General features: G+C 39.5%; 26 protein-coding genes. 14 read left to right on the top strand and 12 right to left on the bottom strand.

Features of this window, described 5'->3' with window-relative positions; all coding sequences use genetic code 11:
- Positions 1 to 72: 72 nt before the first annotated feature.
- The 9 genes from uvrB to NMM25_RS01965 all read left to right on the top strand — a co-directional run bounded on the left by uvrB (position 73) and on the right by NMM25_RS01965 (position 7658).
- On the top strand, positions 73 to 2061 hold the full coding sequence (gene uvrB, locus NMM25_RS01925) for an excinuclease ABC subunit UvrB (protein WP_254735767.1): 1989 nt from the start codon (positions 73 to 75) through the stop codon (positions 2059 to 2061).
- Between the two features lie 69 nt (positions 2062 to 2130).
- On the top strand, positions 2131 to 3138 hold the full coding sequence (locus NMM25_RS01930) for an acyltransferase family protein (RefSeq protein ID WP_368406745.1): 1008 nt from the start codon (positions 2131 to 2133) through the stop codon (positions 3136 to 3138).
- A gap of 139 nt (positions 3139 to 3277) precedes the next feature.
- Complete coding sequence (locus tag NMM25_RS01935; protein WP_257368255.1) at positions 3278 to 3418, top strand: UvrB/UvrC motif-containing protein; 141 nt, start codon at positions 3278 to 3280, stop codon at positions 3416 to 3418.
- A 14-nt stretch (positions 3419 to 3432) separates the two neighbouring features.
- A complete protein-coding gene (locus tag NMM25_RS01940; protein WP_220106873.1) occupies positions 3433 to 4059 on the top strand; it encodes an NAD(P)H-dependent oxidoreductase in 627 nt (208 codons plus the stop codon).
- Between the two features lie 8 nt (positions 4060 to 4067).
- Entirely contained in the window at positions 4068 to 4631 is a 564-nt protein-coding gene (locus NMM25_RS01945; protein WP_254735768.1) for a GNAT family N-acetyltransferase, read from the top strand.
- Positions 4597 to 5100 carry a GNAT family N-acetyltransferase gene (locus tag NMM25_RS01950; protein ID WP_254735769.1) on the top strand — a complete coding sequence of 168 codons (504 nt, stop codon included), beginning with the start codon at positions 4597 to 4599 and terminating at the stop codon, positions 5098 to 5100. Before NMM25_RS01945 ends, NMM25_RS01950 begins: the two co-directional genes overlap by 35 nt.
- A 1088-nt stretch (positions 5101 to 6188) precedes the next feature.
- Positions 6189 to 6746 carry a hypothetical protein gene (locus NMM25_RS01955; RefSeq protein WP_254735770.1) on the top strand — a complete coding sequence of 186 codons (558 nt, stop codon included), beginning with the start codon at positions 6189 to 6191 and terminating at the stop codon, positions 6744 to 6746.
- Positions 6724 to 7167 (top strand): hypothetical protein, encoded by a 444-nt coding sequence (locus NMM25_RS01960; RefSeq protein WP_254735771.1) that lies wholly within the window; start codon positions 6724 to 6726, stop codon positions 7165 to 7167. Before NMM25_RS01955 ends, NMM25_RS01960 begins: the two co-directional genes overlap by 23 nt.
- Before the next feature lie 23 nt (positions 7168 to 7190).
- Positions 7191 to 7658 carry an 8-oxo-dGTP diphosphatase gene (locus NMM25_RS01965; RefSeq protein ID WP_254735772.1) on the top strand — a complete coding sequence of 156 codons (468 nt, stop codon included), beginning with the start codon at positions 7191 to 7193 and terminating at the stop codon, positions 7656 to 7658.
- Here the strand turns inward: NMM25_RS01965 and NMM25_RS01970 are convergent.
- Both NMM25_RS01970 and NMM25_RS01975 read right to left on the bottom strand, forming a co-directional pair.
- Positions 7655 to 8170 (bottom strand): transcription repressor NadR, encoded by a 516-nt coding sequence (locus NMM25_RS01970; RefSeq protein ID WP_254735773.1) that lies wholly within the window; start codon positions 8168 to 8170, stop codon positions 7655 to 7657. The genes NMM25_RS01965 and NMM25_RS01970 overlap by 4 nt on opposite strands.
- An 11-nt stretch (positions 8171 to 8181) precedes the next feature.
- A complete protein-coding gene (locus NMM25_RS01975; protein ID WP_049490650.1) occupies positions 8182 to 8709 on the bottom strand; it encodes an ECF transporter S component in 528 nt (175 codons plus the stop codon).
- Positions 8710 to 8844: 135 nt separating this feature from the next.
- Here NMM25_RS01975 and NMM25_RS01980 point away from each other — a divergent pair, with 135 nt between their 5' ends.
- On the top strand, positions 8845 to 9204 hold the full coding sequence (locus tag NMM25_RS01980) for a hypothetical protein (RefSeq protein WP_254735774.1): 360 nt from the start codon (positions 8845 to 8847) through the stop codon (positions 9202 to 9204).
- A gap of 41 nt (positions 9205 to 9245) precedes the next feature.
- Here NMM25_RS01980 and NMM25_RS01985 read toward each other — a convergent pair whose 3' ends face one another.
- Genes NMM25_RS01985 through coaB form a run of 3 tightly spaced genes read right to left on the bottom strand, consistent with a single transcriptional unit; the run spans position 9246 to position 11045 of the window.
- Positions 9246 to 9809, bottom strand: coding sequence for an ECF transporter S component (locus NMM25_RS01985; protein WP_254735775.1), 564 nt, complete (start codon positions 9807 to 9809; stop codon positions 9246 to 9248).
- Positions 9793 to 10344 carry a phosphopantothenoylcysteine decarboxylase gene (gene coaC, locus NMM25_RS01990; RefSeq protein WP_254735776.1) on the bottom strand — a complete coding sequence of 184 codons (552 nt, stop codon included), beginning with the start codon at positions 10342 to 10344 and terminating at the stop codon, positions 9793 to 9795. Before coaC ends, NMM25_RS01985 begins: the two co-directional genes overlap by 17 nt.
- Positions 10345 to 10355: 11 nt before the next feature.
- The gene (gene coaB / locus NMM25_RS01995) at positions 10356 to 11045 is read right to left on the bottom strand and encodes a phosphopantothenate--cysteine ligase (RefSeq protein ID WP_254735777.1); all 690 of its coding nucleotides are present in this window, start codon (positions 11043 to 11045) and stop codon (positions 10356 to 10358) included.
- 229 nt (positions 11046 to 11274) lie between these two features.
- Here coaB and NMM25_RS02000 point away from each other — a divergent pair, with 229 nt between their 5' ends.
- The 4 genes from NMM25_RS02000 to radC all read left to right on the top strand — a co-directional run bounded on the left by NMM25_RS02000 (position 11275) and on the right by radC (position 16633).
- The gene (locus NMM25_RS02000; protein WP_247920725.1) at positions 11275 to 12945 is read left to right on the top strand and encodes a formate--tetrahydrofolate ligase; all 1671 of its coding nucleotides are present in this window, start codon (positions 11275 to 11277) and stop codon (positions 12943 to 12945) included.
- A 72-nt stretch (positions 12946 to 13017) separates the two neighbouring features.
- Positions 13018 to 13530 (top strand): GNAT family N-acetyltransferase, encoded by a 513-nt coding sequence (locus NMM25_RS02005; RefSeq protein ID WP_254735778.1) that lies wholly within the window; start codon positions 13018 to 13020, stop codon positions 13528 to 13530.
- An 88-nt stretch (positions 13531 to 13618) separates the two neighbouring features.
- Complete coding sequence (gene pcrA / locus NMM25_RS02010; protein WP_254735779.1) at positions 13619 to 15910, top strand: DNA helicase PcrA; 2292 nt, start codon at positions 13619 to 13621, stop codon at positions 15908 to 15910.
- A gap of 42 nt (positions 15911 to 15952) precedes the next feature.
- Positions 15953 to 16633, top strand: coding sequence for a DNA repair protein RadC (gene radC / locus NMM25_RS02015; protein ID WP_254735780.1), 681 nt, complete (start codon positions 15953 to 15955; stop codon positions 16631 to 16633).
- On the opposite strand, the gene NMM25_RS02020 is transcribed toward radC, so the two are convergent.
- The 7 genes from NMM25_RS02020 to NMM25_RS02050 form a co-directional block, all read right to left on the bottom strand.
- The gene (locus NMM25_RS02020; RefSeq protein WP_061588202.1) at positions 16630 to 17319 is read right to left on the bottom strand and encodes a gamma-glutamyl-gamma-aminobutyrate hydrolase family protein; all 690 of its coding nucleotides are present in this window, start codon (positions 17317 to 17319) and stop codon (positions 16630 to 16632) included. The genes radC and NMM25_RS02020 overlap by 4 nt on opposite strands.
- Before the next feature lie 15 nt (positions 17320 to 17334).
- The gene (locus NMM25_RS02025; RefSeq protein WP_000653409.1) at positions 17335 to 17976 is read right to left on the bottom strand and encodes a redox-sensing transcriptional repressor Rex; all 642 of its coding nucleotides are present in this window, start codon (positions 17974 to 17976) and stop codon (positions 17335 to 17337) included.
- Positions 17977 to 18058: 82 nt separating this feature from the next.
- Positions 18059 to 18274, bottom strand: a complete 216-nt coding sequence (locus tag NMM25_RS02030; protein ID WP_254735781.1) for a DUF4649 family protein — start codon at positions 18272 to 18274, stop codon at positions 18059 to 18061.
- Between the two features lie 6 nt (positions 18275 to 18280).
- Positions 18281 to 18628, bottom strand: coding sequence for a DUF1831 domain-containing protein (locus NMM25_RS02035; protein ID WP_254735782.1), 348 nt, complete (start codon positions 18626 to 18628; stop codon positions 18281 to 18283).
- 4 nt (positions 18629 to 18632) lie between these two features.
- Positions 18633 to 19748, bottom strand: coding sequence for a cysteine desulfurase family protein (locus NMM25_RS02040; protein ID WP_254735783.1), 1116 nt, complete (start codon positions 19746 to 19748; stop codon positions 18633 to 18635).
- A gap of 9 nt (positions 19749 to 19757) precedes the next feature.
- A complete protein-coding gene (locus NMM25_RS02045; protein ID WP_001283843.1) occupies positions 19758 to 20717 on the bottom strand; it encodes a ribose-phosphate diphosphokinase in 960 nt (319 codons plus the stop codon).
- Between the two features lie 111 nt (positions 20718 to 20828).
- Positions 20829 to 21398, bottom strand: a complete 570-nt coding sequence (locus tag NMM25_RS02050) for a CYTH domain-containing protein (protein ID WP_254735784.1) — start codon at positions 21396 to 21398, stop codon at positions 20829 to 20831.
- Positions 21399 to 21516 lie beyond the last annotated feature (118 nt).

A 21516-nucleotide genomic window follows, 5' to 3' on the forward strand; every position in this document is an offset into this window, starting at 1 on the left:
CAACCTAGAGTAGAGTCTGAAAAGTAAATTTATGGTAAAATAGAAGGATAGAAAAATGCAGATGAGGCAATCATGATTAATCGAATTACAGATAATAAATTTAAACTAGTATCAAAATACCAACCTTCAGGAGATCAACCCCAAGCTATCGAGCAGTTGGTTGATAACATTGAGGGGGGAGAAAAAGCTCAGATTCTGATGGGGGCGACTGGAACTGGGAAGACCTATACCATGAGTCAGGTTATTTCCAAAGTCAATAAACCAACTCTGGTCATTGCCCACAATAAAACCCTAGCAGGACAGCTCTATGGGGAGTTTAAGGAATTTTTTCCTGAAAATGCTGTTGAGTACTTTGTATCTTACTATGATTATTACCAACCAGAGGCCTATGTACCTTCTAGTGATACCTATATTGAGAAGGACAGTTCAGTCAATGATGAGATTGACAAGCTCCGTCACTCAGCTACCTCAGCTCTTCTGGAGCGTAATGATGTTATTGTAGTGGCCTCAGTCTCTTGCATCTATGGTTTGGGTTCGCCCAAGGAATACGCTGATAGTGTCGTGAGTCTGCGTCCAGGTCTTGAAATTTCCCGTGATAAACTTCTAAATGACTTAGTCGATATTCAGTTTGAGCGAAACGATATTGATTTCCAACGCGGAAGATTTCGTGTGCGCGGGGATGTGGTGGAGATTTTCCCAGCTTCTCGTGATGAGCATGCCTTTCGAGTAGAATTTTTTGGAGACGAAATTGACCGTATTCGTGAGGTTGAGGCTCTGACAGGTCAGGTGTTGGGAGAAGTGGATCATTTGGCGATTTTCCCTGCGACACACTTTGTGACCAATGACGACCATATGGAAGTTGCCATTGCCAAGATTCAGGCCGAGTTGGAAGAACAGTTAACTGTCTTTGAGAAGGAAGGCAAATTGCTTGAAGCCCAACGTTTGAAACAGCGGACAGAGTATGATATCGAAATGTTGCGTGAGATGGGCTATACCAACGGAGTTGAAAACTATTCTCGCCACATGGATGGTCGTAGCGAAGGAGAGCCTCCTTATACGCTTCTCGACTTCTTCCCAGATGATTTCTTGATTATGATTGATGAGAGTCACATGACTATGGGGCAAATCAAGGGCATGTACAATGGAGACCGTTCGCGTAAAGAAATGCTGGTTAATTATGGTTTCCGTTTGCCGTCAGCCTTAGACAATCGTCCTTTACGTCGTGAGGAGTTTGAAAGTCATGTCCATCAGATTGTTTACGTTTCAGCGACACCAGGTGACTATGAGAATGAACAGACCGAGACAGTGATTGAGCAAATCATTCGTCCAACAGGACTCTTGGATCCTGAAGTGGAAGTCCGTCCGACTATGGGACAGATTGATGACCTATTAGGTGAAATCAATGCCCGTGTTGAGAAGAATGAGCGTACCTTTATCACAACCTTGACCAAGAAAATGGCAGAGGACTTGACCGACTACTTCAAGGAAATGGGCATCAAGGTTAAGTACATGCACTCAGATATCAAAACCCTGGAGCGGACGGAAATTATCCGTGACCTGCGCTTGGGTGTCTTTGATGTCTTGGTCGGAATCAACCTGCTCCGTGAAGGGATTGATGTTCCTGAGGTAAGTTTGGTTGCCATTCTCGATGCTGACAAAGAAGGTTTCCTCCGTAACGAGCGTGGACTCATCCAGACCATTGGGCGTGCCGCCCGTAATAGCGAAGGACATGTCATCATGTATGCGGACACGATGACTCAGTCTATGCAACGTGCTATCGATGAAACTGCCCGCCGTCGGAAAATCCAGATGGCCTATAATGAAGAACATGGTATCGTTCCACAAACCATCAAGAAAGAAATTCGTGACTTGATTGCCGTGACCAAGGTAGTTGCTAAGGAAGAGGACAAGGAAATCGATATCAATAGCCTCAACAAACAAGAGCGCAAAGAACTAGTTAAGAAACTCGAAAAACAAATGCAAGAAGCCGTCGAAGTGCTTGACTTTGAATTGGCTGCACAGATTCGAGATATGATGTTGGAAGTGAAGGCGTTAAACTGAAAAAATTATAAAGAAATAGAAATATATAGAAAGACATAATATGACAGCAAAAAAACTAAACACATAGGCATTGAATGTTGTAGAATTTTCGCTATGTTGATGATTTGCAACTTACATGTTTTGGGTATGGGAGGAATTTTGGAGAAAGTTGATAGTCAAAAAGATTTTTACTATATTTTTGCCAATTTTTTAGAAGCTTTCTCATATTCAGCTGTAAATATTTATATTTTAATCAGTGGGTATGTCGGTCTTTATTCACAATTTAGTTATAAAAAAATGTTTAGTTTTTGGATACAGATTATTTTCTATACTATTTCAATTACTTTTGTATTTGCTATTTTTTCAAAATCATCTGTTAACTTAAGTGATTGGTTTTCAGCTTTAACTCCAATAAGTCATGGACAGTATTGGTATATGAGTTGCTATTTTGGTTTAGTCTTAATAGCACCATTTTTGAATCAAGCAGTGCTGACATTGAAGAACGAACAATTGTTTCCAATTGTTAGTGGAGCATTTATATACTTTTCTGTCATACCTACAGTATTTAAACAAGATATTCTGGGCTTGTGGGGTGGATATAGTGTATTATGGATGATTCTTTTGTACACTATAGGAGCAATAATTAGAAAATCAAATTACGAAAGTCGTTTTCAAATACGTTATGTTATTGGATTTATTTTATTTCTAACTAGTTTAACTTTTATATTGTGCTGGCTTGGTTTTGAACAGTGGAGAAGTTATATTTCTCCTACGGTCACACTGCAAGGAATAGCAATATTTTTACTCTTCTTGAATATTAAAGATATTCCCTTAACTTTTAAGAGACTAGTTCTTTTAATATCTCCACTAACTTTGGGGGTTTATCTGTTTCATGTACATCCTCTTATTTTTAGAAGAATTATACCAAACATTTATACTTTAGTTGGAGAACAAGAATTTTTTATGTTTGTTATTATGATTCTAGTTATGACACTGGCCCTGTTCTTTTCTGGCGCTATGATTGAGTATTTTAGAAATAAATTAATGGCGTATATTCTTACTTTAATAAAGAGTGTTAAAAATCTTAAACAGACTTAAAACTTTATTGTCTTATTAAAATAGGAGCAAGAGGCATTAAAATATACACTTCACTGAGAACTTAAGGTTTACTGAACTTATCCTTGATCTAATCGCCGTAACTAAGGCAGTTGCCAAGGAAGAGGACAAGGAAGTCGATATCAATAGCCTCAACAAACAAGAGCGCAAGGAACTCGTTAAAAAACTCGAAAAACAAATGCAAGAAGCCGTCGAAGTGCTTGACTTTGAACTCGCTGCACAGATACGTGATATGATGTTGGAAGTGAAGGCGTTGGATTAGATAGGAGAAAACGAATGAAAATTTTAGTCATCAATGGACATCCTGACAAGGGAAGTTTCTGTCAAGAAATTTTTCGAACGATTGTAGAAAATATTGACTCAAATCATCATGAGCTTGAATCTATTAACCTAAATGAGATAGATTTTGATCCCGTATTACGTTATGGTTATCGAAAACGGATGGAAGAGGACTCTTTCATACTTCGCTCTCAGGAATTAATCCAGTGGGCAGATCATTTCATTTTCGTTTATCCAATTTGGTGGAGTAGTATGCCTAGTTTATTGAAGGGTTGGATTGATCGTGTTTTCACGCCAGGAATTGCGTACTCTGCCAATAATCAAGGAAGTTTTATTTGGAACTACTTAAGAGGTCAGCAGTTTAAAAAGTTACTAAAAGGAAAAACAGCTAGTATTTACGCAACATCCATGGCACCAACATGGTGGTATAAAGTATTTTCAGGTCCTATCAATATCCCAGACAGTTATGGAATATCAGTATTAAAGAATGCTGTTCTGAATCATTGCGGTATCAAAACAAAGAAAGTTTCAATTTTGGGTGAGTTAGGGCGTGAGGTGAATACAAATTCCACAAGACAAAAATATCTGCAAAAAGTTGCTGAGGAAGTTAAGGCGTTGGATTAGGAAAAAGTATGGTTTATTTAAGAAAACTAATTGAAGAAGATTTGGTGTCTTTGTGGGAAATTGCTTATTCACAATCTAATCCAATTTGGAAACAGTATGATGCTCCCTATTATGACGATTATCAGCATTTTCCTAATTTTAAAGAATTTAAACTACAAAAATCAGAATCTACTCTAAACAACTCAAATCGCCTTGGTATTTTTGTTGATGATAAATTAGTTGGGACTGTTTCGCGCTACTGGGTATGTAAACAAACAAGATGGATGGAATTGGGGATTTGTATTTATGATAACAAATTTTGGAACTCTGGCATTGGAAAAGCTGCTATGCTACAATGGATAGATCGGACATTTAAGGATTACTTGGTGTTGGAGCATCTTGGTTTGACAACTTGGTCAGGAAATTTTGGTATGATGAAATTGGCTGAAAAATTAAGAATGAAAAAAGAAGCTCATATTCCAAAAGTTCGTTATTACCAAGGCAAATATTTTGATAGTATTAAATATGGTATTTTGAGAGAAGAATGGGGTAAAATAAATGAACCTAACTATCAAACAAGTGGAAACTCCTGAAGAGATAGAAGGTAAATCCTTCGTTCATTGGCAAACGTGGAGAGAGGCTTATGATGACCTTTTACCTGCGAAATTTCAGGAGACGATGACATTAGAAAGATGTCGATTCTTTAGTCAAAAATATCCAGAAAATACATTGATTGCGATGGATGGCATGAAGGTAGTTGGTTTTATCAGTTATGGAAACTTTCGTGATGAGACTATTCAAGCTGGTGAAATTATTGCCTTATATGTTTTAAAAGACTATTATGGAAAAGGTATTGCTCAGAAGTTAATGAAGGAAGCTCTGACTACTCTTGAACAGTTCTCTGAAATATTTTTATGGGTATTAAAAGAAAATAAGCGAGCCATTGCTTTCTATAAAAAAATGGGTTTTACTTTTGATGGGCAAGAAAAAATACTTGACCTTGGAAAACCTATCACTGAAATTAGAATGGTACGTAAGAAATCATCAAAATCTGAGAGTTAAATGCTGGTAGAATTGCGATTTTGTTTTTAGATTATACAATGAACAAACGATTACGTTTTAGAATATATTTTTAATGGAAAGAAGTTATTATGAAATTGAAAGAGACGAAGTATAAGAAGTCATCATGGTTAGATTCAGTACGTTTTTGGTTACAAGGGCATCGATTTGTCAAATTTATGTTTGATATTATCTTTTATATCATCTTGTTCCTAGTTATAGAATTTACAACATCACAGAACAAAAGCATTCCAGCTGATTTTCGGTACAGAGAGCTCTTATTTCCCTTGCAATTGAATCTTTTTATCTTGGGTAATAGGTTCTATGCTCTCTTTTTGTCAGTGAAAACTGAAAAAGAAAGGACCCTTAAAAGATTTTGTGAACCTTTCATTTATATCAATATCCTTAGCTTCATTTTTCAACTGATTGGCGTGAGAAAAAGAGGAAGAGTTGTTCTGTCACCGTTGTTTTCGCTGGAGTCATCCTATATCTGGTTTCCTATTGTCGTCTATCTTCTAGTCTTGATGTTAACTCTGGCAATCTTCTTTCTCTCTAAAGGTTCAAAAAAAGGAGTAGATGAAAATGAAGATGAGTAGACAAATGAAGTACAAGACAAACGAAAAGTCTTCTTGGACTAAGAGGATTTTTCTTTGGCTGGAAAGTCACAGAAGGATTGGTCAACTTTTGGATACGAGTGTATTATTTGGATCTATGTTTGTATCATTTCTCGCCGTCTCTTACATTAGTTATCCATTACCGAACATGAACTATCTTTCCCCCTTAAGCTTCAATCTTATCCTTCTGATCTTATCAACTTATATCCTTGTCTTTCGTTTTAGTAGTGATAAACTTCAGAAATGGCGTTACTTTTCATGGGGATTTATTGGGTTTAATGGTCTTCTTTTTCCCCTTCATCTCTTGGTAGGTCTGAATTGGCTAGGACGTCGTAAGAAAACGAATTTCCCTCCCATAATTTCTATGGATCCAGCATATGTCTGGGTCCCTATTGTAAGTTATCTTTTCTTCTTTTTCTTGGGGCTGGGCATTCTGCTTTTGATTATACGAATGGAAAAGAGAAGAAGGAGGCGTAAATGGAACGAAAGATTAAGAGAAAAAAGAAGGTCAAACAACAGGACAGAAAAATGAGAAAAATCCATAAAAAGTATTCTTTGGTAGCTCACGTCCAATTGTGGCTGGAAAGACATTCAAAGATTGCTTCTTTTATGGATGGTGGTATAATATTATTATCTATTTTTGGTATCATGTATGTGTTGTTCGGGACGTCACTTATCCCGAAACCATATCAAGAACTATCCTATGTCTTGCCAATTATTATGAATTTTGTCTTTTTGGTGCACACACTCTATCAAGGTATTTTTAGAGATGGTTTTAGCAATAAGGCTTCAGTAAACGGATTTTTAAAAACTTTTCTATTCATAAACGGACCTATTTTTCTTCTCCACTTACTTGTTGGGGTGAAAGGGAGAAATGTTAAAAAAATTCCTTCCCTATTATCTGTCGATTATCGGTACATCTGGCTTCCAATTGCTACCTATCTAATCTTTTTCATCATTCCAGCGATATTGATGGTGATTTTGAAATATAAGGACAAAAAGAGGAAAAATCATGACAAAAGAAAATCTAACTAAGTTATTTTCATTTAAAACTCTCTATTTGGCTTTGCTAGTTTTTGTGATTCTTCATTTGGTGCTGTTAGTTTTTGGTCTATCCTTTACGCCAGTTTTGTGGAATAGTTGGTTTTTCCTTCTTTGTTTGACCTTCTTAATCCATCCATGGAGAATCTTTTATAAAACAAGAGATTTTCAATGGTATCACCTTATTTTTCAATTATTTAGTGGATTAGTGGCACTTTATCTTTGGTTTGCAGCATTCTTTGTTTTATCAGTTATCTCGGATCCAGCCATTCCTATCAATATAGACTATCACATACAAGATAAGGAAATCATCATTGTTAGAGGTTTTGTGGTTCATAGTACTTATGAACATCATGAACTGATTAATCCCTTTATCATGAAGTCAGAAGTAGAATACAACGAAGATACATTTTAATAACTTAGAAAGCGAGCAAATCTATGTCCCGTGCCCAAGCAACCATTTTAACCAACATCTGTCTAATTGAAGACCTCGAAACCCAGCGCGTGGTGATGCAGTATCGTTCACCCGAAAACAATCGCTGGTCTGGCTATGCCTTTCCAGGAGGACATGTTGAGAATGGCGAGGCCTTTGCCGAGTCTGTCATTCGTGAGATTTATGAAGAAACAGGTCTAACCATTCAGAATCCACAACTAGTCGGCATTAAAAACTGGCCCTTAGATACAGGTGGGCGCTACATCGTCGTTTGCTATAAAGCGACAGAGTTTACTGGAAATCTCCAATCTTCAGAAGAAGGAGAAGTATGTTGGGTGCAAAAAGACCAGATTCCAAATTTGGAACTGGCCTATGATATGTTGCCTTTGATGGAAATGATGGAAGCACCTGACAAGTCTGAGTTCTTCTATCGCCACCGTACAGAGGACGGCTGGAAAAAAGAAATTTTCTAGTCTTTTACTAAATAACCTAACTGATCCAAGGCCTCCTCGATATAGTGGAGATCTTGTTGTGTCTCGGCTTCAACAAGGTGGTAATGGATGCCGTCTGTCAATTCAGAAAGGGGTCTAAAGTCTGAATTCTCGACTTGTTCCAGAAAGTGCTGGACATCACGACGACAGGTGAGTTTGACTAGGGTTTCAATTTCTCCATAAACGGGATGATCGATTAAGATATTTTGAACACGTCCGCCATTATCTACAATAGCTAGAAGTTCCTGACCGATTTCTTCCAGTTCATGTTTCACTTTAAAGAGTTTGTGCACGTAGGGGCTGGTATCATTTTCTTTGTAGATATAGCCACGATTGGTGGATAGGATAGGAGCTCCATCTGCTCGGAGAATAGCGATGTCCTGTACAATGACCTGGCGCGTAACATGGAAGTGCTCAGCCAAGGTTTGACCATTGAGAGCTTTTGGCGCCTCTTTTAACAGTTTGAGAAGAGCTTGTTTGCGATCCTTTGTCATAGTTTTTCCTTTTAGCGACGTTTTCGAAGCACTTTATAGACAGCTAGTGCTAATGTATAGTCTACCATACTATGGACGATTGTGCCAAAACCAACTAGGACAAAGAGAACATAAAACATATTTTCAACATTTGTCCCTGAAGTAGCATAGAAGATGATACAAGCTATTACTTCAGCGATAGCATGAACAACACCCAAAACAAAGTTAAAAATCCAAGATGCCTTTGGTTTATCCAAGGTTTCAGGGAATTTCTTTAAGTACAAAGCCCCCAAAGTACCAAAAACAATGTGAGAGAAGGCACGGAGTACAATAACAGGCGGATAGCCTGCCATCAGAAAACCAAGACTAGAAGCAATAATCACAAAAGCAGCCATCAAAGGCGAAAGAAACATGGCGATAAAGATGGGGATATGACTTCCCAAGGTGTAAGAAGCCGGTGGGATAACGATTTTAAAAGGCATAATGATTGGAATCAAAATCGCTATTGCAGTGAGTAGGGCAGTCATGGTCATAAACTGCGTTTTTTTCCGTATATTCATAAGAACCTCCATTTATCTGTATATACACAAGTATAGTACAATAAATCACCAATCAAGTCAAGAAGCATTATTGATTTTTCAGGAAAATTTGGTTAAAATGTGGTAAAGAATAATAGGAACTAAGGAGAAATTGTGATGATACTTTTTGTTTACCTAATCGTGGTAATCGTGATGATGTCAAAACAGAAAAGTGAAGGGAAAGTAGTCTCAGGTTGGACTCGTTTCATAGTTTATAGTTTATTGGTCCTGTCGCTACTCTCTCTATTAGCAAGCAGTCTGGCTGTTTCACTTTTTAGCCTTCCTTTATTAGGTTTTCTTTTGATGGCAGCAATACTCGAAATTGCTTATTTCGTTAGATTGGTGATTGCATTTGGTTTGATTTTTCTATCACTAACCCTATACTTGGATAGCCAGAAAAGCCAGCAACCTACCCCTCTTTCGTATCAGCTCCTGCGCTTTGGCTTTCACATTCTATTGATGTTTCTCATGTTTTAAATGCTAAACTCCACCTTCAGGATGAAAGTGGAGTTGATTTTTTATTTCTTCAAGGTTTCGAGACGGGGAACAATTGTTACTGTTAGAACGGCAGAGATGACAAGCTCAGCAATTGAGTTTGTAGAAATAACGGTTGCCAGGAGTTTTTGAATATTGCCGTCGAAGACATTTCCAAAAAGGAAGAAGATTCCCCCAAGGACAAAGACGGTGTTGGTAAGGGAACCGAGAGCACCAGCAAAGATGAGACCCGTTCTGTTTTTTAATAATTTATAAACCAAGTAAGGTGTCAGACCAATCAAAATGCGAGGGACAATAGCGATAATCGCAGAATAGATGTTTCCGTTCGGTACGAATGGTGAGAAGAGGTAGCTGGTTGGAAGGATGGTAATCGTGTTTACCGTTAAGCTCAATAGTCCCATAAGAAAACCAAGTGTAACTCCAACTCGAGGACCATAGATGATACTAGCAATGATTACTGGAATATGAACGATGGTCGGTTTAATTGGGAATGGGAAAAGATTAAATAGGAGAGAACTCAAAAAGTGGATAACGAGCATAACTGCAAAAAAGATAGCAATCGGTGCAATGTTAGAGCGTTTGTTCATCAAGGGTTTCCTTTATTCTTTCTAAAATAGTATTCAGGTCAGCTAGGGCGCCTTTGCCGTGATCGCCACAGGCTAGTAGAGATTTTTTTGGAGAGATAATTTGATAACCATAGGTCTCTAATGTTTTTAGATTAGCCTGAGTTGCCGGATGGTCATACATTTTTGTATTCATGGCTGGTGCGACTAACTTTTTGACATGTTCTGGCAAGGCAAGTGCTGTGCTTGTCACCATGTTGTCCGCAAATCCATGAGCTAATTTTGCGATGGTATTAGCAGTAGCTGGGGCTACAATAAAAAGGTCGGTCCTTTTGCCTAGTTCGATATGATTGACTTGATCAGGAGCAGGTTCCTTCATGACATCAAGGTGGACAGGATTTTGAGAGAGGACCTGTAGTGTCAACGGTTGGATAAACTCTCTCGCTGCCTCAGTCATTAAGACAGTGACCTGATGGCCTTGTTTTTTCAAGGAACTGACTAGATCAGCTGATTTATAGGAGGCAATGGAACCTGTCACTGCGATGAGAATATTTGCCATGGCTTTCCTTTCTAAGAATCGTATGCTTGAATTTTTTCAAGAAGGAGGTTTGCTATTTCCTCTTTGGTTTGAACGGTTTGGAGTTGCTCTTTCTCAACAAAGATTGCATGATGCTGATTTGCTGAAATTTGAGTCAGGTCATTTGCAATGATCAAGTCTGCTTGGTTCTTGATAAGACTCTTTCGTGCGATCTCAATGAGATAATCCTCAGAGACATCAACCAGCAGTTTAAAGCCAATCAGATGAATGGCAGGATTCCATTCCTTGACTAGAGAGATGATTTTTGGAGTCTTTTTAAGGAACAAAACCTGAACTTCATCAGTTGAAGAAATCTTAGTCTGATGATTTTGCTTGCTTAAAAATTCTTCTAAATTAGAGCTAGCCTGTATCTCCTCAAGCCCCGTCATATAAATAGGTGTGTAGTCAGACACAGCCATTGAGTGGATTAAGACCTGATATTCCTTAACAAGTTCTTGCATCCCAACTAGAAGGTCGTTGGTATTATCAATTTCTCGAATGCTTAGGTTGGGATGAGCTTCTGGCTTCAGAGCTCGTTTTGTCGTTATTAAACAAACTTCATGCCCCGCAGCAAGCAAGGTTTCTGTGATGATTTTCCCCAAGCGACCTGTAGAATGGTTAGTAATAGAGCGGACACTATCGATAGCTTCACTGGTACCGCCCGATGTGACTAAAATTTTCATAGCACTATTGTACACAAAAATAAACAGTAAGTAAAATGAAAGCGATAAATTTTTGGTAAAAGCGAAGATTAACTATAGTTTCAAACTATAAAGCCATATAAAATTTTTAAAAGAGCCCTAAAAATCTTTAAATTCAGGATATTTACGAACGTTTAGAGAGTTTATGGATGTTAAAAATCTTGTTTTGTGTTATAATGAATTATCAAATTAGAGGTTAGAGGAGTTTTGAATGAAAACAGATATTGAAATCGCACAGAGTATTGAGTTGAAACCAATCGTTGATGTTGTTGAGAAATTGGGTATTTCTTACGACGATTTGGAATTGTACGGGAAGTACAAGGCTAAGCTCAGCTTTGATAAAATTCGTGCAGTTGAGAGCAATCCAGTTGGGAAATTGATCTTGGTTACTGCCATCAATCCAACACCAGCAGGTGAAGGGAAATCAACTATTACCATTGGTCTTGCGGATGCCCTGAACAAGATTGGTAAGAAAACCATGATTGCCATCCGCGAACCATCTCTTGGTCCAGTCATGGGGATTAAGGGGGGTGCAGCCGGTGGTGGTTATGCCCAAGTGTTGCCAATGGAGGACATCAACCTTCACTTTACCGGGGATATGCATGCCATTACAACTGCTAACAATGCTCTTTCTGCCTTGATTGACAACCACTTACACCAAGGAAATGAGCTGGGAATCGACCAACGTCGAATCCTTTGGAAACGTGTTGTGGACTTGAATGACCGTGCCCTTCGTCATGTGACCGTTGGACTTGGTGGTCCTCTAAATGGTATTCCACGTGAGGATGGTTTTGATATTACAGTTGCTTCTGAAATCATGGCAATTCTTTGCTTGGCGACTGATATTGAAGATTTGAAAAAGCGCTTGGCTAGCATCGTTATCGGCTATCGTTACGATCGTACGCCAGTTACTGTTGGTGATTTGCAGGTTGAGGGGGCTTTAGCATTGATTTTGAAAGATGCTATCAAACCGAACTTGGTTCAGACAATTTATGGTACACCTGCCTTTGTACACGGTGGTCCATTTGCCAATATCGCTCATGGATGTAACTCTGTTTTGGCAACAAGCACAGCCCTTCGCTTGGCTGATTATACTGTTACTGAAGCTGGTTTTGGTGCGGACCTTGGTGCTGAGAAATTCCTTGACATTAAGACACCAAACTTGCCAACATCTCCAGATGCAGTTGTCATCGTCGCAACCCTTCGTGCCCTTAAGATGAATGGTGGTGTAGCTAAGGACGCTTTGACAGAGGAAAATGTAGAAGCAGTTCGTTCAGGTTTTGCTAACTTGAAGCGCCACGTTGAAAATATTCGTAAGTTTGGTATTCCAGCAGTTGTAGCTATTAATGAATTTGTCTCTGATACAGAAGCTGAAATCGCAGCCTTGAAAGAACTTTGTGCTTCTATTGATGTGCCAGTTGAACTAGCAAGTGTCTGGGCTGATGGGGCAGAAGGTGGCGTAGCACTTGCCGAAACGCTTGTCAAGACTATCTCTGAAAATCCAGCCAACTACACTCGTCTTTATGACAATGACCTTTCTGTCCAAGAAAAGATTGAAAAGATTGTTACTGAAATCTATCGTGGTAGCAAAGTGAACTTTGAGAAGAAAGCCCAAACGCAAATCGCTCAAATCGTTCAAAACGGATGGGACAAATTGCCAATCTGTATGGCGAAAACTCAGTACAGTTTCTCTGACAACCCAAATGCACTTGGAGCTCCAGAAAACTTTGAAATTACCATTCGTGAATTGGTACCAAAATTAGGTGCAGGCTTCATCGTTGCCCTAACTGGTGATGTCATGACCATGCCAGGCCTTCCAAAACGACCAGCTGCTCTCAACATGGATGTTGAAAGTGATGGAACAGTCCTAGGCTTGTTCTAGTAAATTGCAATTGATTTAAATGAGTTTGGAAATAATATCCAAGCTCATTTTCGATTTTAGAAAGAGAAATATATGCCAACGATTCGAACAGTAAGGGAGTCTGATATTCCAGAACTGCTTGCAATTTATGCTCCCTATGTCCTTAATACAGCCATTACATTTGAATACGAGGTGCCAAGTGTTGAAGAATTTCAAAGAAGAATCCAAAAGACCTTGCTTAAATATCCTTATCTAGTGCTAGAGGAAGAAGGCAAAATTTTGGGATATGCCTATGCTTCCACCTATTATGATAGGAGGGCTTATGATTGGTCAGTTGAAGTGTCAATTTACTTGCATCAAGAAGCCGAAGGTCGAGGGTTAGGGAGTCTACTCTATGACTGTCTGGAGGAAGAACTAGAGTCTAGGAATTACTTACGCTTCTTAGCTTGTATCGCTTTGCCAAATGATAGGAGCATTTTACTTCACCGAAAGAGGGGCTATGAACAAGTAGCTCATTTCCCTGAGATTGGCTATAAGTTTGGAAAATGGCATGATATCGTTTGGATGCAAAAGTCATTGACTCCTCCTGATGATATGAGAGAGTAGAATTCCACACGCAACCAGTCTAGCTAAAGATATTTTCCCTGTTTTCTGATATAATAGAAACATTGACGTCAAGAGTAAGGAAGAGAAAATGAACGCATTATTGAATGGAATGAATGACCGTCAGGCTGAGGCGGTGCAAACGACAGAAGGGCCATTATTGATCATGGCTGGGGCTGGTTCTGGGAAGACTCGTGTTTTAACTCACAGAATCGCCTACTTGATTGATGAAAAGATGGTCAATCCTTGGAATATTTTGGCCATTACCTTTACCAATAAGGCTGCGCGTGAGATGAAGGAGCGTGCCTATGGGCTCAATCCAGCAACCCAGGACTGTCTGATTGCGACCTTTCACTCCATGTGTGTTCGTATCCTACGTCGCGATGCGGATCATATTGGCTATAACCGAAATTTCACTATTGTGGATCCAGGTGAACAGCGAACCCTCATGAAACGCATTCTCAAGCAGTTGAACTTGGATCCGAAAAAATGGAATGAACGGACCATTTTGGGAACCATTTCTAATGCCAAAAACGATTTGATTGATGATGTGGCTTATGCTGCTCAGGCTGGCGATATGTACACGCAAATCGTGGCTCTGTGTTATACAGCCTATCAAAAAGAGCTTCGTCAGTCTGAGTCCGTTGACTTTGATGATTTGATTATGCTGACCTTGCGTCTATTTGATCAGAATCCTGATGTTTTGACCTACTACCAGCAGAAGTTCCAGTACATCCATGTTGATGAGTACCAAGATACCAACCATGCCCAGTACCAATTGGTCAAACTCTTGGCTTCACGCTTTAAAAATATCTGCGTAGTCGGTGATGCTGACCAGTCTATTTACGGTTGGCGTGGGGCTGATATGCAGAATATCTTGGATTTTGAGAAAGATTACCCTAACGCCAAGGTCGTTTTGTTAGAGGAAAATTATCGTTCAACAAAAACCATTCTCCAAGCAGCCAACGATGTCATCAAAAACAATCAAAATCGCCGCCCCAAGAATCTCTGGACCCAGAATGCGGATGGAGAGCAGATTATTTACTATCGCGCAAATGACGAACAGGATGAGGCTGTTTTTGTAGTTAAAACTATAGATGAACTTGGTCGAACTCAAAACTTCCTCCACAAGGATTTTGCAGTTCTTTATCGGACTAATGCGCAATCCCGTACTATTGAGGAAGCCCTGCTTAAGTCCAATATTCCTTATACTATGGTCGGCGGGACCAAGTTCTACAGCCGTAAGGAAATCCGTGACATTATCGCTTATCTTAACCTCATTGCCAATTTGAGTGATAATATCAGTTTTGAGCGTATTATCAACGAACCAAAACGCGGAATTGGCCCAGGAACGGTTGAGAAAATCCGTGATTTTGCCAATATGCAAGAGATGTCGATGCTAGACGCTTCAGCCAATATCATGTTATCAGGAATCAAAGGAAAGGCAGCCCAGTCTATCTGGGATTTTGCCAATATGATTCTGGATTTGCGGGAGCAACTGGACCAATTAACCATTACAGAATTAGTTGAAGCAGTATTGGAAAAAACTGGTTATATCGATATTCTTACTGCCCAAGCGACCTTGGAGAGCAAGGCTCGAGTTGAAAATATCGAGGAATTCCTGTCCGTTACCAAGAACTTTGATGACAACCCTGATAGCCAGGAAGAAGAAACTGGTTTGGACAAACTCAGTCGATTCTTGAATGATTTGGCTTTGATTGCAGACACAGATTCAGGCAGTCAGGAGACATCGGAAGTAACCTTGATGACCTTACACGCTGCTAAGGGACTGGAGTTCCCAGTTGTCTTTATCATCGGGATGGAGGAAAATGTCTTTCCACTTAGCCGTGCAGCTGAAGATCCAGATGAACTAGAAGAAGAACGTCGTTTGGCTTATGTAGGAATTACACGCGCAGAAAAGATCCTCTATCTGACCAATGCCAACTCACGCTTGCTTTTCGGTCGTACAAACTATAATCGCCCAACTCGTTTTATCAATGAAATCAGTTCGGACTTGCTTGAGTATCAAGGTTTGGCCCGTCCAGCTAACACTAGTTTCAAAGCTTCGTATAGCAGTGGTGGAGTGGCCTTTGGTCAAGGTATTAGCTTAGCCCAGGCCCTTCAAGAACGGAAACGCAATGCTGCACCAAGCTCTATCCAGTCAAGTGGTCTCCCATTTGGACAGTTTGCGGCCGGAAATAAAAAAGATTCTAGCGATACAAGCTGGTCTATCGGAGATATTGCTCTTCACAAGAAATGGGGGGAGGGAACGGTCCTTGAAGTCTCAGGTAGCGGTGATACTCAGGAGTTGAAAATCAATTTCCCAGAAGTGGGTCTGAAAAAACTCCTAGCCAGCGTTGCCCCAATTGAGAAAAAAATCTAATTTTTCATCCTCCTCACGAATAATAAAGTGAGGAGGATTTTTATGTACAGTATTTCATTCCAAGAAGATTCACTCTTACCTAGAGAAAGACTAGTTAAAGAAGGAGTAGAGGCTCTGAGCAATCAAGAATTACTAGCTATTCTGCTCAGAACTGGAACGCGTCAGGCAAATGTATTTGAAATCGCTCAGAAAGTCTTGGATAGTTTGACAAGTCTAACTGATTTAAAGAAAATGACCCTGCAGGAATTGCAGAGTCTGTCTGGTATTGGACGGATTAAGGCCATTGAATTACAAGCGGTGATTGAACTAGGGCATCGTATTCACAAACACGAAACTCTTGAGATGGAAAGTATTCTCAGTAGTCAAAAGCTAGCCAAGAAAATGCAACAGGAACTTGGCGACAAAAAACAAGAGCACCTAGTGGCGCTCTATCTCAATACTCAAAATCAAATCATTCATCAGCAAACTATTTTTATCGGATCTGCGACACGCAGCATTGCTGAACCGAGGGAAATCCTTCACTATGCTTTGAAGCATATGGCTACCTCAGTGATTCTCGTTCACAATCATCCATCCGGTGCTGTATCTCCTAGTCGAAATGATGATCATGTCACTAAGCTAGTCAAGGAAGCCTGCGAACTGATGGGAATTGTGTTTCTGGATCATCTGATTGTCTCTCACTCTGATTACTTTAGTTACCGTGAAAAGACGGATTTGATTTAGAGTTCGTTAACAACATAGTCAAATAGAGTTTTATCTTTGGGGCGGTTTTCAAAGAGAAATTCAGGATGCCATTGAACACCAAGATAAGGAAAGCCGTCCGTAGTGGTCACAGCCTCAATGATTCCATCTTTAGGATCATGTGCTACAACCTTAAGATTTGAAGCTAAATCTTTAATACTCTGGTGGTGGAAGGAGTTGATATGAGAGATTTCTCCATAGATTTCTCGGAGAATCGTATCAGGTTCCGTTACGAGGCGTTGGGTCGTGTATTCGGCTGAACAGTCCTGCCAATGATCTTCAATATCTTGGTGAAGCGTGCCCCCCATGGCAACATTGAAAAGTTGAGTACCTCGACAAACAGAGAAAATTGGTTTCTTTTGCTTAATTGCTTCTTTGATAAGTGCTAGTTCAAAAATATCTCTTTGAAGGTGGTAGTCATCACTATCAATAGCCTTTGGTTCACCATAGTATTTTGGATCAACATTTTGCCCACCCGTTAGGATGAGCTTATCAATGATACTGATGTAATAGGCAGCCATTTCTTGATCACCAATCGGTAGGATGATTGGAATTCCGCCAGCGTCCTTGACTCCTTCAATAAAGCCCTTTGCTGCATAGCTCATCATGATGTCATCATCTGGATGAGCTTTTTCATTTCCTGTAATCCCAATAACTGGTTTTTTCATAAATGCTTTCGCTTTCTAATCCTCTTTACGCATAAAATAGAGGAGGGTTTGGAGTTCACTTGTCAAATCGACATACTGAACGACCACATCTTTTGGGAGGTGAAGGTGAACAGGGGAAAAACTGAGAATACCTTTTATACCTGCATCAACCAAAAGATTGGCAACTTCTTGTGATTTAACACTTGGAACTGTTAGGATAGCAGTTTTGACATCTGCTTCTTTGATTTTTTCTTTAATCTGTGAGATACCATAGATTGGAATTCCATCAGGTGTCTGGCTTCCAACTTCTGGATGGTCATCTAGGTCAAAGGCCATGATAATTTTCATCTTGTTACGCTCGTGGAAGCGGTAGTGGAGAAGGGCATGGCCCATATTTCCAATCCCAACCAGCATAACATTTGTAATTGAGTTATCATTTAGGAGATCAGCAAAAAAATTCATCAATTTTTTGACATCGTAACCAAAACCACGACGACCTAGCTCGCCAAAATAGGAAAAATCACGTCGAACGGTCGCAGAATCGATACCGATAGCCTCTGCAATTTGCTTGGAGTTAGCACGTTCGATTTTTTCTGCATGAAATCTCTTGAAAATTCGATAGTAAAGAGAGAGTCTTTTTGCTGTTGCTTTTGGAATAGCAGACTGTTTATCTTTCACAAAATCACAACCTTTCTATTCTTCTATTTTATAGAAACATTGTGAAAAAATCAACAAAAACAAGAAAAAACTAAGAAATTTCTTAGTTTTTATCTGAAAAATGAGCTTGTGATAGAAAACGGTAGAGATCGCCAACCAATCCTTGATAAATCACCTTATCATTCAGCGTTAAGGGGCTGATTAGGAGAGTATCAGGTAGGGTCACACAGCCAGATAGAGATAACATGAGCTCTTCGTAATCCTTATATTCAAGTGTACGTTCTACGTGATAGTTGTCTTGATAGGTAAGTCGATACATAGTCAATTATCTTTCTTCTTTAGTGAAAATACCGCGTTCTACTAAACTGTCCATGAGGAAGTAGAATTTTTCCTGATGAATGTGGTGGTCTTCTGATTTAAAGATATTGACCAAACGAAGACCAGACTTGTCAGTGATGTTGAGTTTAGCACCTGTAAGGTCTTTATTGATGATGATTTTTAGCTTGAAACCTTCACCACTGTTGGGTACTTTTTCAAGTAGACGAGTTAGTTCGAAGTTTCCTACCTTTGTTTCAAAGAAAGTATTATCTTTCAGTGTGAACTTTTTGACAGATGGGCTAAGTGTGTAGTTGTAGCGGCAGTTTTGTAGTTTAATGGTTTTTTCGAATGCCATTAGATTAATCTCCAATAATATTTTTTAAGGTTTGTGCGAGTTGTTTCAGTTCTTCTTCGGTATTAAGAGGAGAGAGACTGATACGGACAGATTCTGATAAACGATGCGAATCAGACCCATAAAATGCTTCAAGCACATGACTGGTTTGCACAATACCAGCAGTACAAGCTGAACCGGTAGAAATTGAAATTCCTTCAAGGTCTAACCGTAGCAAGAGCAAATCATTTTTTTGACCAGGAAAGCCAATGTTGACAACATAAGGAAGTTGGTGGTTACTTTCATTGAGATAGTAGTCGAGACCTGCAATTTCTTCTAAAAAAGTAGCTTTGAGTGCGCTTAGTTTTTGGTAATGCTCAACTTGGTCATTTAAATCCTCTTTGAGAGCAGCGACCATGCCTACAATGGCAGCGAGATTTTCTGTTCCAGCCCGTTTCTTTTGTTCTTGGTCCCCACCGTGAAGGTAGGAATCAAAGTCCGCGGAAGAAGCATAAAGAAAACCGACTCCTTTTGGTCCATGGAATTTGTGGGCAGAAGCACTGAGGAAATCAATTCCTAATTCCTTGGGATGGATAGGGATTTTCCCGATAGCTTGAACAGCATCTACATGATAAGCAGCAGGATGATCTTTTAAAATACGTCCAATCTCAGCGATAGGTAAGAGGCTACCTGTTTCATTATTAGCATACATGGTGGAAACGAGAATGGTATCGTCACGTAAGGCTTCTTGAATTTGCTGGGCAGTTATTTCTTGATTTACTGGTTGGATGATAGTTGCTTCAAAACCAAAATGTTGCACCAGATAATCGATAGTCTCAAGTACAGAATGGTGTTCAATAGCTGTCGTGATGATATGTTTTCCATTTTCTTGATGACGGAGACAATAGCCGATAATGGCTGTATTGTTACTTTCTGTACCGCCAGACGTGAAAAAGATATGTTGAGGTTTGGTTCCTAGTAAGTGGGCTAAGTCCTGACGAGCTTCTCGCAAGAGTTTGCCAGCCTGCCGACCATGACTATGAATACTAGAAGGATTACCATGAGTTTCTTGCATGACCTTGGTCATGCAAGAAATAGCTACTGCTGACATAGGAGTCGTAGCAGCATTGTCCAAATAAATCAAAGAATCACCTTATTTCTTTTTGTTGTAAGCAAAGAGTGGGCTGACTGGTTTTCTTTCATGGATGCGGACGATAGCATCTCCGATTAATTCGCTAGCAGTAATGTAACATACATTTTCTGGAGTTCTTTCTTTGGTTGCTACTGAGTCTGTCACAAGGATTTCTTTGATGTTTGTAGCGTCAAGAAGGTCTGCTGCCCCTTCAACAAATAAACCGTGACTAGATACTGCATAAATCTCAGTTGCGCCTTCACGTTCAACGATTTTGGCTGCTTCAGAGAAGGTACGACCAGTATTTAGGATATCGTCAATCAAGATAGCCTTCTTACCTTCAACATCCCCAATGATATAGCCTTCGTTACGATCAGAATCGTCTTGGGCGTAGTCAATGATAGCGATAGGAGCATCAAGGTATTCAGCCAAACTACGAGCACGTTTAACACCAGAGTTCTTTGGACTAACAACAACAACATCAGAACCGAGAAGTCCTTTATCACAGTAGTGCTTAGCAAATAGAGGAACAGTATAAAGATTGTCTACTGGAATATCAAAGAAACCTTGGACCTGAACAGCATGGAGGTCAAGCGTTAGAACACGGCTTACACCAGCTTTGACAAGCATATTGGCAACCAGTTTTGCAGTGAGGGGTTCGCGAGAAGAAGCGATACGATCCTGACGCGCATAACCAAAGTAAGGGAGGACAACGTTGATACTATGAGCACTTGCACGTACACAAGCGTCAACCATGATCAACAACTCCATCAAGTGGTTGCTAACGGGATAGCTGGTTGACTGGATGATATAAACATCGTAACCACGGACACTTTCTTCAATGTTGACCTGGATTTCGCCGTCAGAAAATTGTCGAGAGGATAATTTCCCGAGAGGTACACCAACTGTATCCGCAATCTTTTGAGCGATTTCATGGTTAGAGTTTAGGGTGAAAAGTTTCATGTTGTTTCTATCTGACATTATAGACCGTCCTCTGTAAACTTTGTGAATCTTCTCTGAGAAAGTTTTGTTTTTCAAAGCCAGATTCTTTTATTTTTATCTTTTCTATTTTACCAAAAAAAGGAGATTATTTCAGCTTTTTTTCATGCTTTTAATAAAACGAATTAATTTTGATGGAGCTTTCTGATAAGTAATCTGATTTTCATCTAAAAATCTCTGAAAATCTTCTTTCCCTTTTTCATGGTCGGTGACTTCAAGCTCGAGTTCATAGTCCGTCTGGTCAAAGTATCGACTTTCATCTAAGGCCATTAAGCCAATTTCAGTTTTCATTTCATAACGTAGAGTGGAAAGACAGCCTAGAACAAACCAGTCATGGCTTTCGATGCCAATCTTAGAGAGCTTCTCTAGAACGAGACCCTGAGGTAGTTTTTGTTTTTCTAGGTACGATTCAGCTTCTGGAAGAGTTAGTTTCTGGTTGTATTCCATATTTCCTACAGTTTGAGGTACTTTCAAGGTTAACTCCGCCCAATCTGAAAAGGTGCGAATGCGCATGGCAACCTTCTTTTCGCGCAATTGGAAATCTGGCGTATCAATGTAGTAGTTTTTCTGAAGGACGGGTTGGATATGGGAAAACTGTTTTTTTAGATGCTCATAGTCCTCTTTTTTCAGAAGTGTTTTCAATTCTATTTCTAAATGTTTCATTTTTTCAACCTTTTCTATATCTTTGAAAGCGATTTATGGTATAATGGACAATGTATTTATTGTATACGAATGTACTGAAAAAATCAAAGATTTTCGACAGAGCAATCAAACATTACAA

The sequence above is a fragment of the Streptococcus sp. CF10-1 genome (assembly GCF_024295825.1).
In the GTDB taxonomy this organism is placed as follows: domain Bacteria; phylum Bacillota; class Bacilli; order Lactobacillales; family Streptococcaceae; genus Streptococcus.

Bases quoted from the DNA above. Each gene is read 5' to 3' on its own strand.
- NMM25_RS01945 (WP_254735768.1), top strand. From the start codon at position 4,068: ATGGTTTATTTAAGAAAACTAATTGAAGAAGATTTGGTGTCTTTGTGG.
- NMM25_RS02030 (WP_254735781.1), bottom strand. From the start codon at position 18,274: ATGTATCGACTTACCTATCAAGACAACTATCACGTAGAACGTACACTT.
- radC (WP_254735780.1), top strand. From the start codon at position 15,953: ATGTACAGTATTTCATTCCAAGAAGATTCACTCTTACCTAGAGAAAGA.
- NMM25_RS01965 (WP_254735772.1), top strand. From the start codon at position 7,191: ATGTCCCGTGCCCAAGCAACCATTTTAACCAACATCTGTCTAATTGAA.
- NMM25_RS02005 (WP_254735778.1), top strand. From the start codon at position 13,018: ATGCCAACGATTCGAACAGTAAGGGAGTCTGATATTCCAGAACTGCTT.
- NMM25_RS02035 (WP_254735782.1), bottom strand. From the start codon at position 18,628: ATGGCATTCGAAAAAACCATTAAACTACAAAACTGCCGCTACAACTAC.
- coaB (WP_254735777.1), bottom strand. From the start codon at position 11,045: ATGAAAATTTTAGTCACATCGGGCGGTACCAGTGAAGCTATCGATAGT.
- uvrB (WP_254735767.1), top strand. From the start codon at position 73: ATGATTAATCGAATTACAGATAATAAATTTAAACTAGTATCAAAATAC.
- NMM25_RS02050 (WP_254735784.1), bottom strand. From the start codon at position 21,398: ATGAAACATTTAGAAATAGAATTGAAAACACTTCTGAAAAAAGAGGAC.
- NMM25_RS01960 (WP_254735771.1), top strand. From the start codon at position 6,724: ATGACAAAAGAAAATCTAACTAAGTTATTTTCATTTAAAACTCTCTAT.
- NMM25_RS01980 (WP_254735774.1), top strand. From the start codon at position 8,845: ATGATACTTTTTGTTTACCTAATCGTGGTAATCGTGATGATGTCAAAA.
- NMM25_RS02020 (WP_061588202.1), bottom strand. From the start codon at position 17,319: ATGAAAAAACCAGTTATTGGGATTACAGGAAATGAAAAAGCTCATCCA.
- NMM25_RS01940 (WP_220106873.1), top strand. From the start codon at position 3,433: ATGAAAATTTTAGTCATCAATGGACATCCTGACAAGGGAAGTTTCTGT.
- NMM25_RS02045 (WP_001283843.1), bottom strand. From the start codon at position 20,717: ATGTCAGATAGAAACAACATGAAACTTTTCACCCTAAACTCTAACCAT.
- NMM25_RS01975 (WP_049490650.1), bottom strand. From the start codon at position 8,709: ATGAATATACGGAAAAAAACGCAGTTTATGACCATGACTGCCCTACTC.
- NMM25_RS01985 (WP_254735775.1), bottom strand. From the start codon at position 9,809: ATGAACAAACGCTCTAACATTGCACCGATTGCTATCTTTTTTGCAGTT.
- NMM25_RS02000 (WP_247920725.1), top strand. From the start codon at position 11,275: ATGAAAACAGATATTGAAATCGCACAGAGTATTGAGTTGAAACCAATC.
- NMM25_RS01970 (WP_254735773.1), bottom strand. From the start codon at position 8,170: ATGACAAAGGATCGCAAACAAGCTCTTCTCAAACTGTTAAAAGAGGCG.
- pcrA (WP_254735779.1), top strand. From the start codon at position 13,619: ATGAACGCATTATTGAATGGAATGAATGACCGTCAGGCTGAGGCGGTG.
- NMM25_RS01955 (WP_254735770.1), top strand. From the start codon at position 6,189: ATGGAACGAAAGATTAAGAGAAAAAAGAAGGTCAAACAACAGGACAGA.
- coaC (WP_254735776.1), bottom strand. From the start codon at position 10,344: ATGGCAAATATTCTCATCGCAGTGACAGGTTCCATTGCCTCCTATAAA.
- NMM25_RS01950 (WP_254735769.1), top strand. From the start codon at position 4,597: ATGAACCTAACTATCAAACAAGTGGAAACTCCTGAAGAGATAGAAGGT.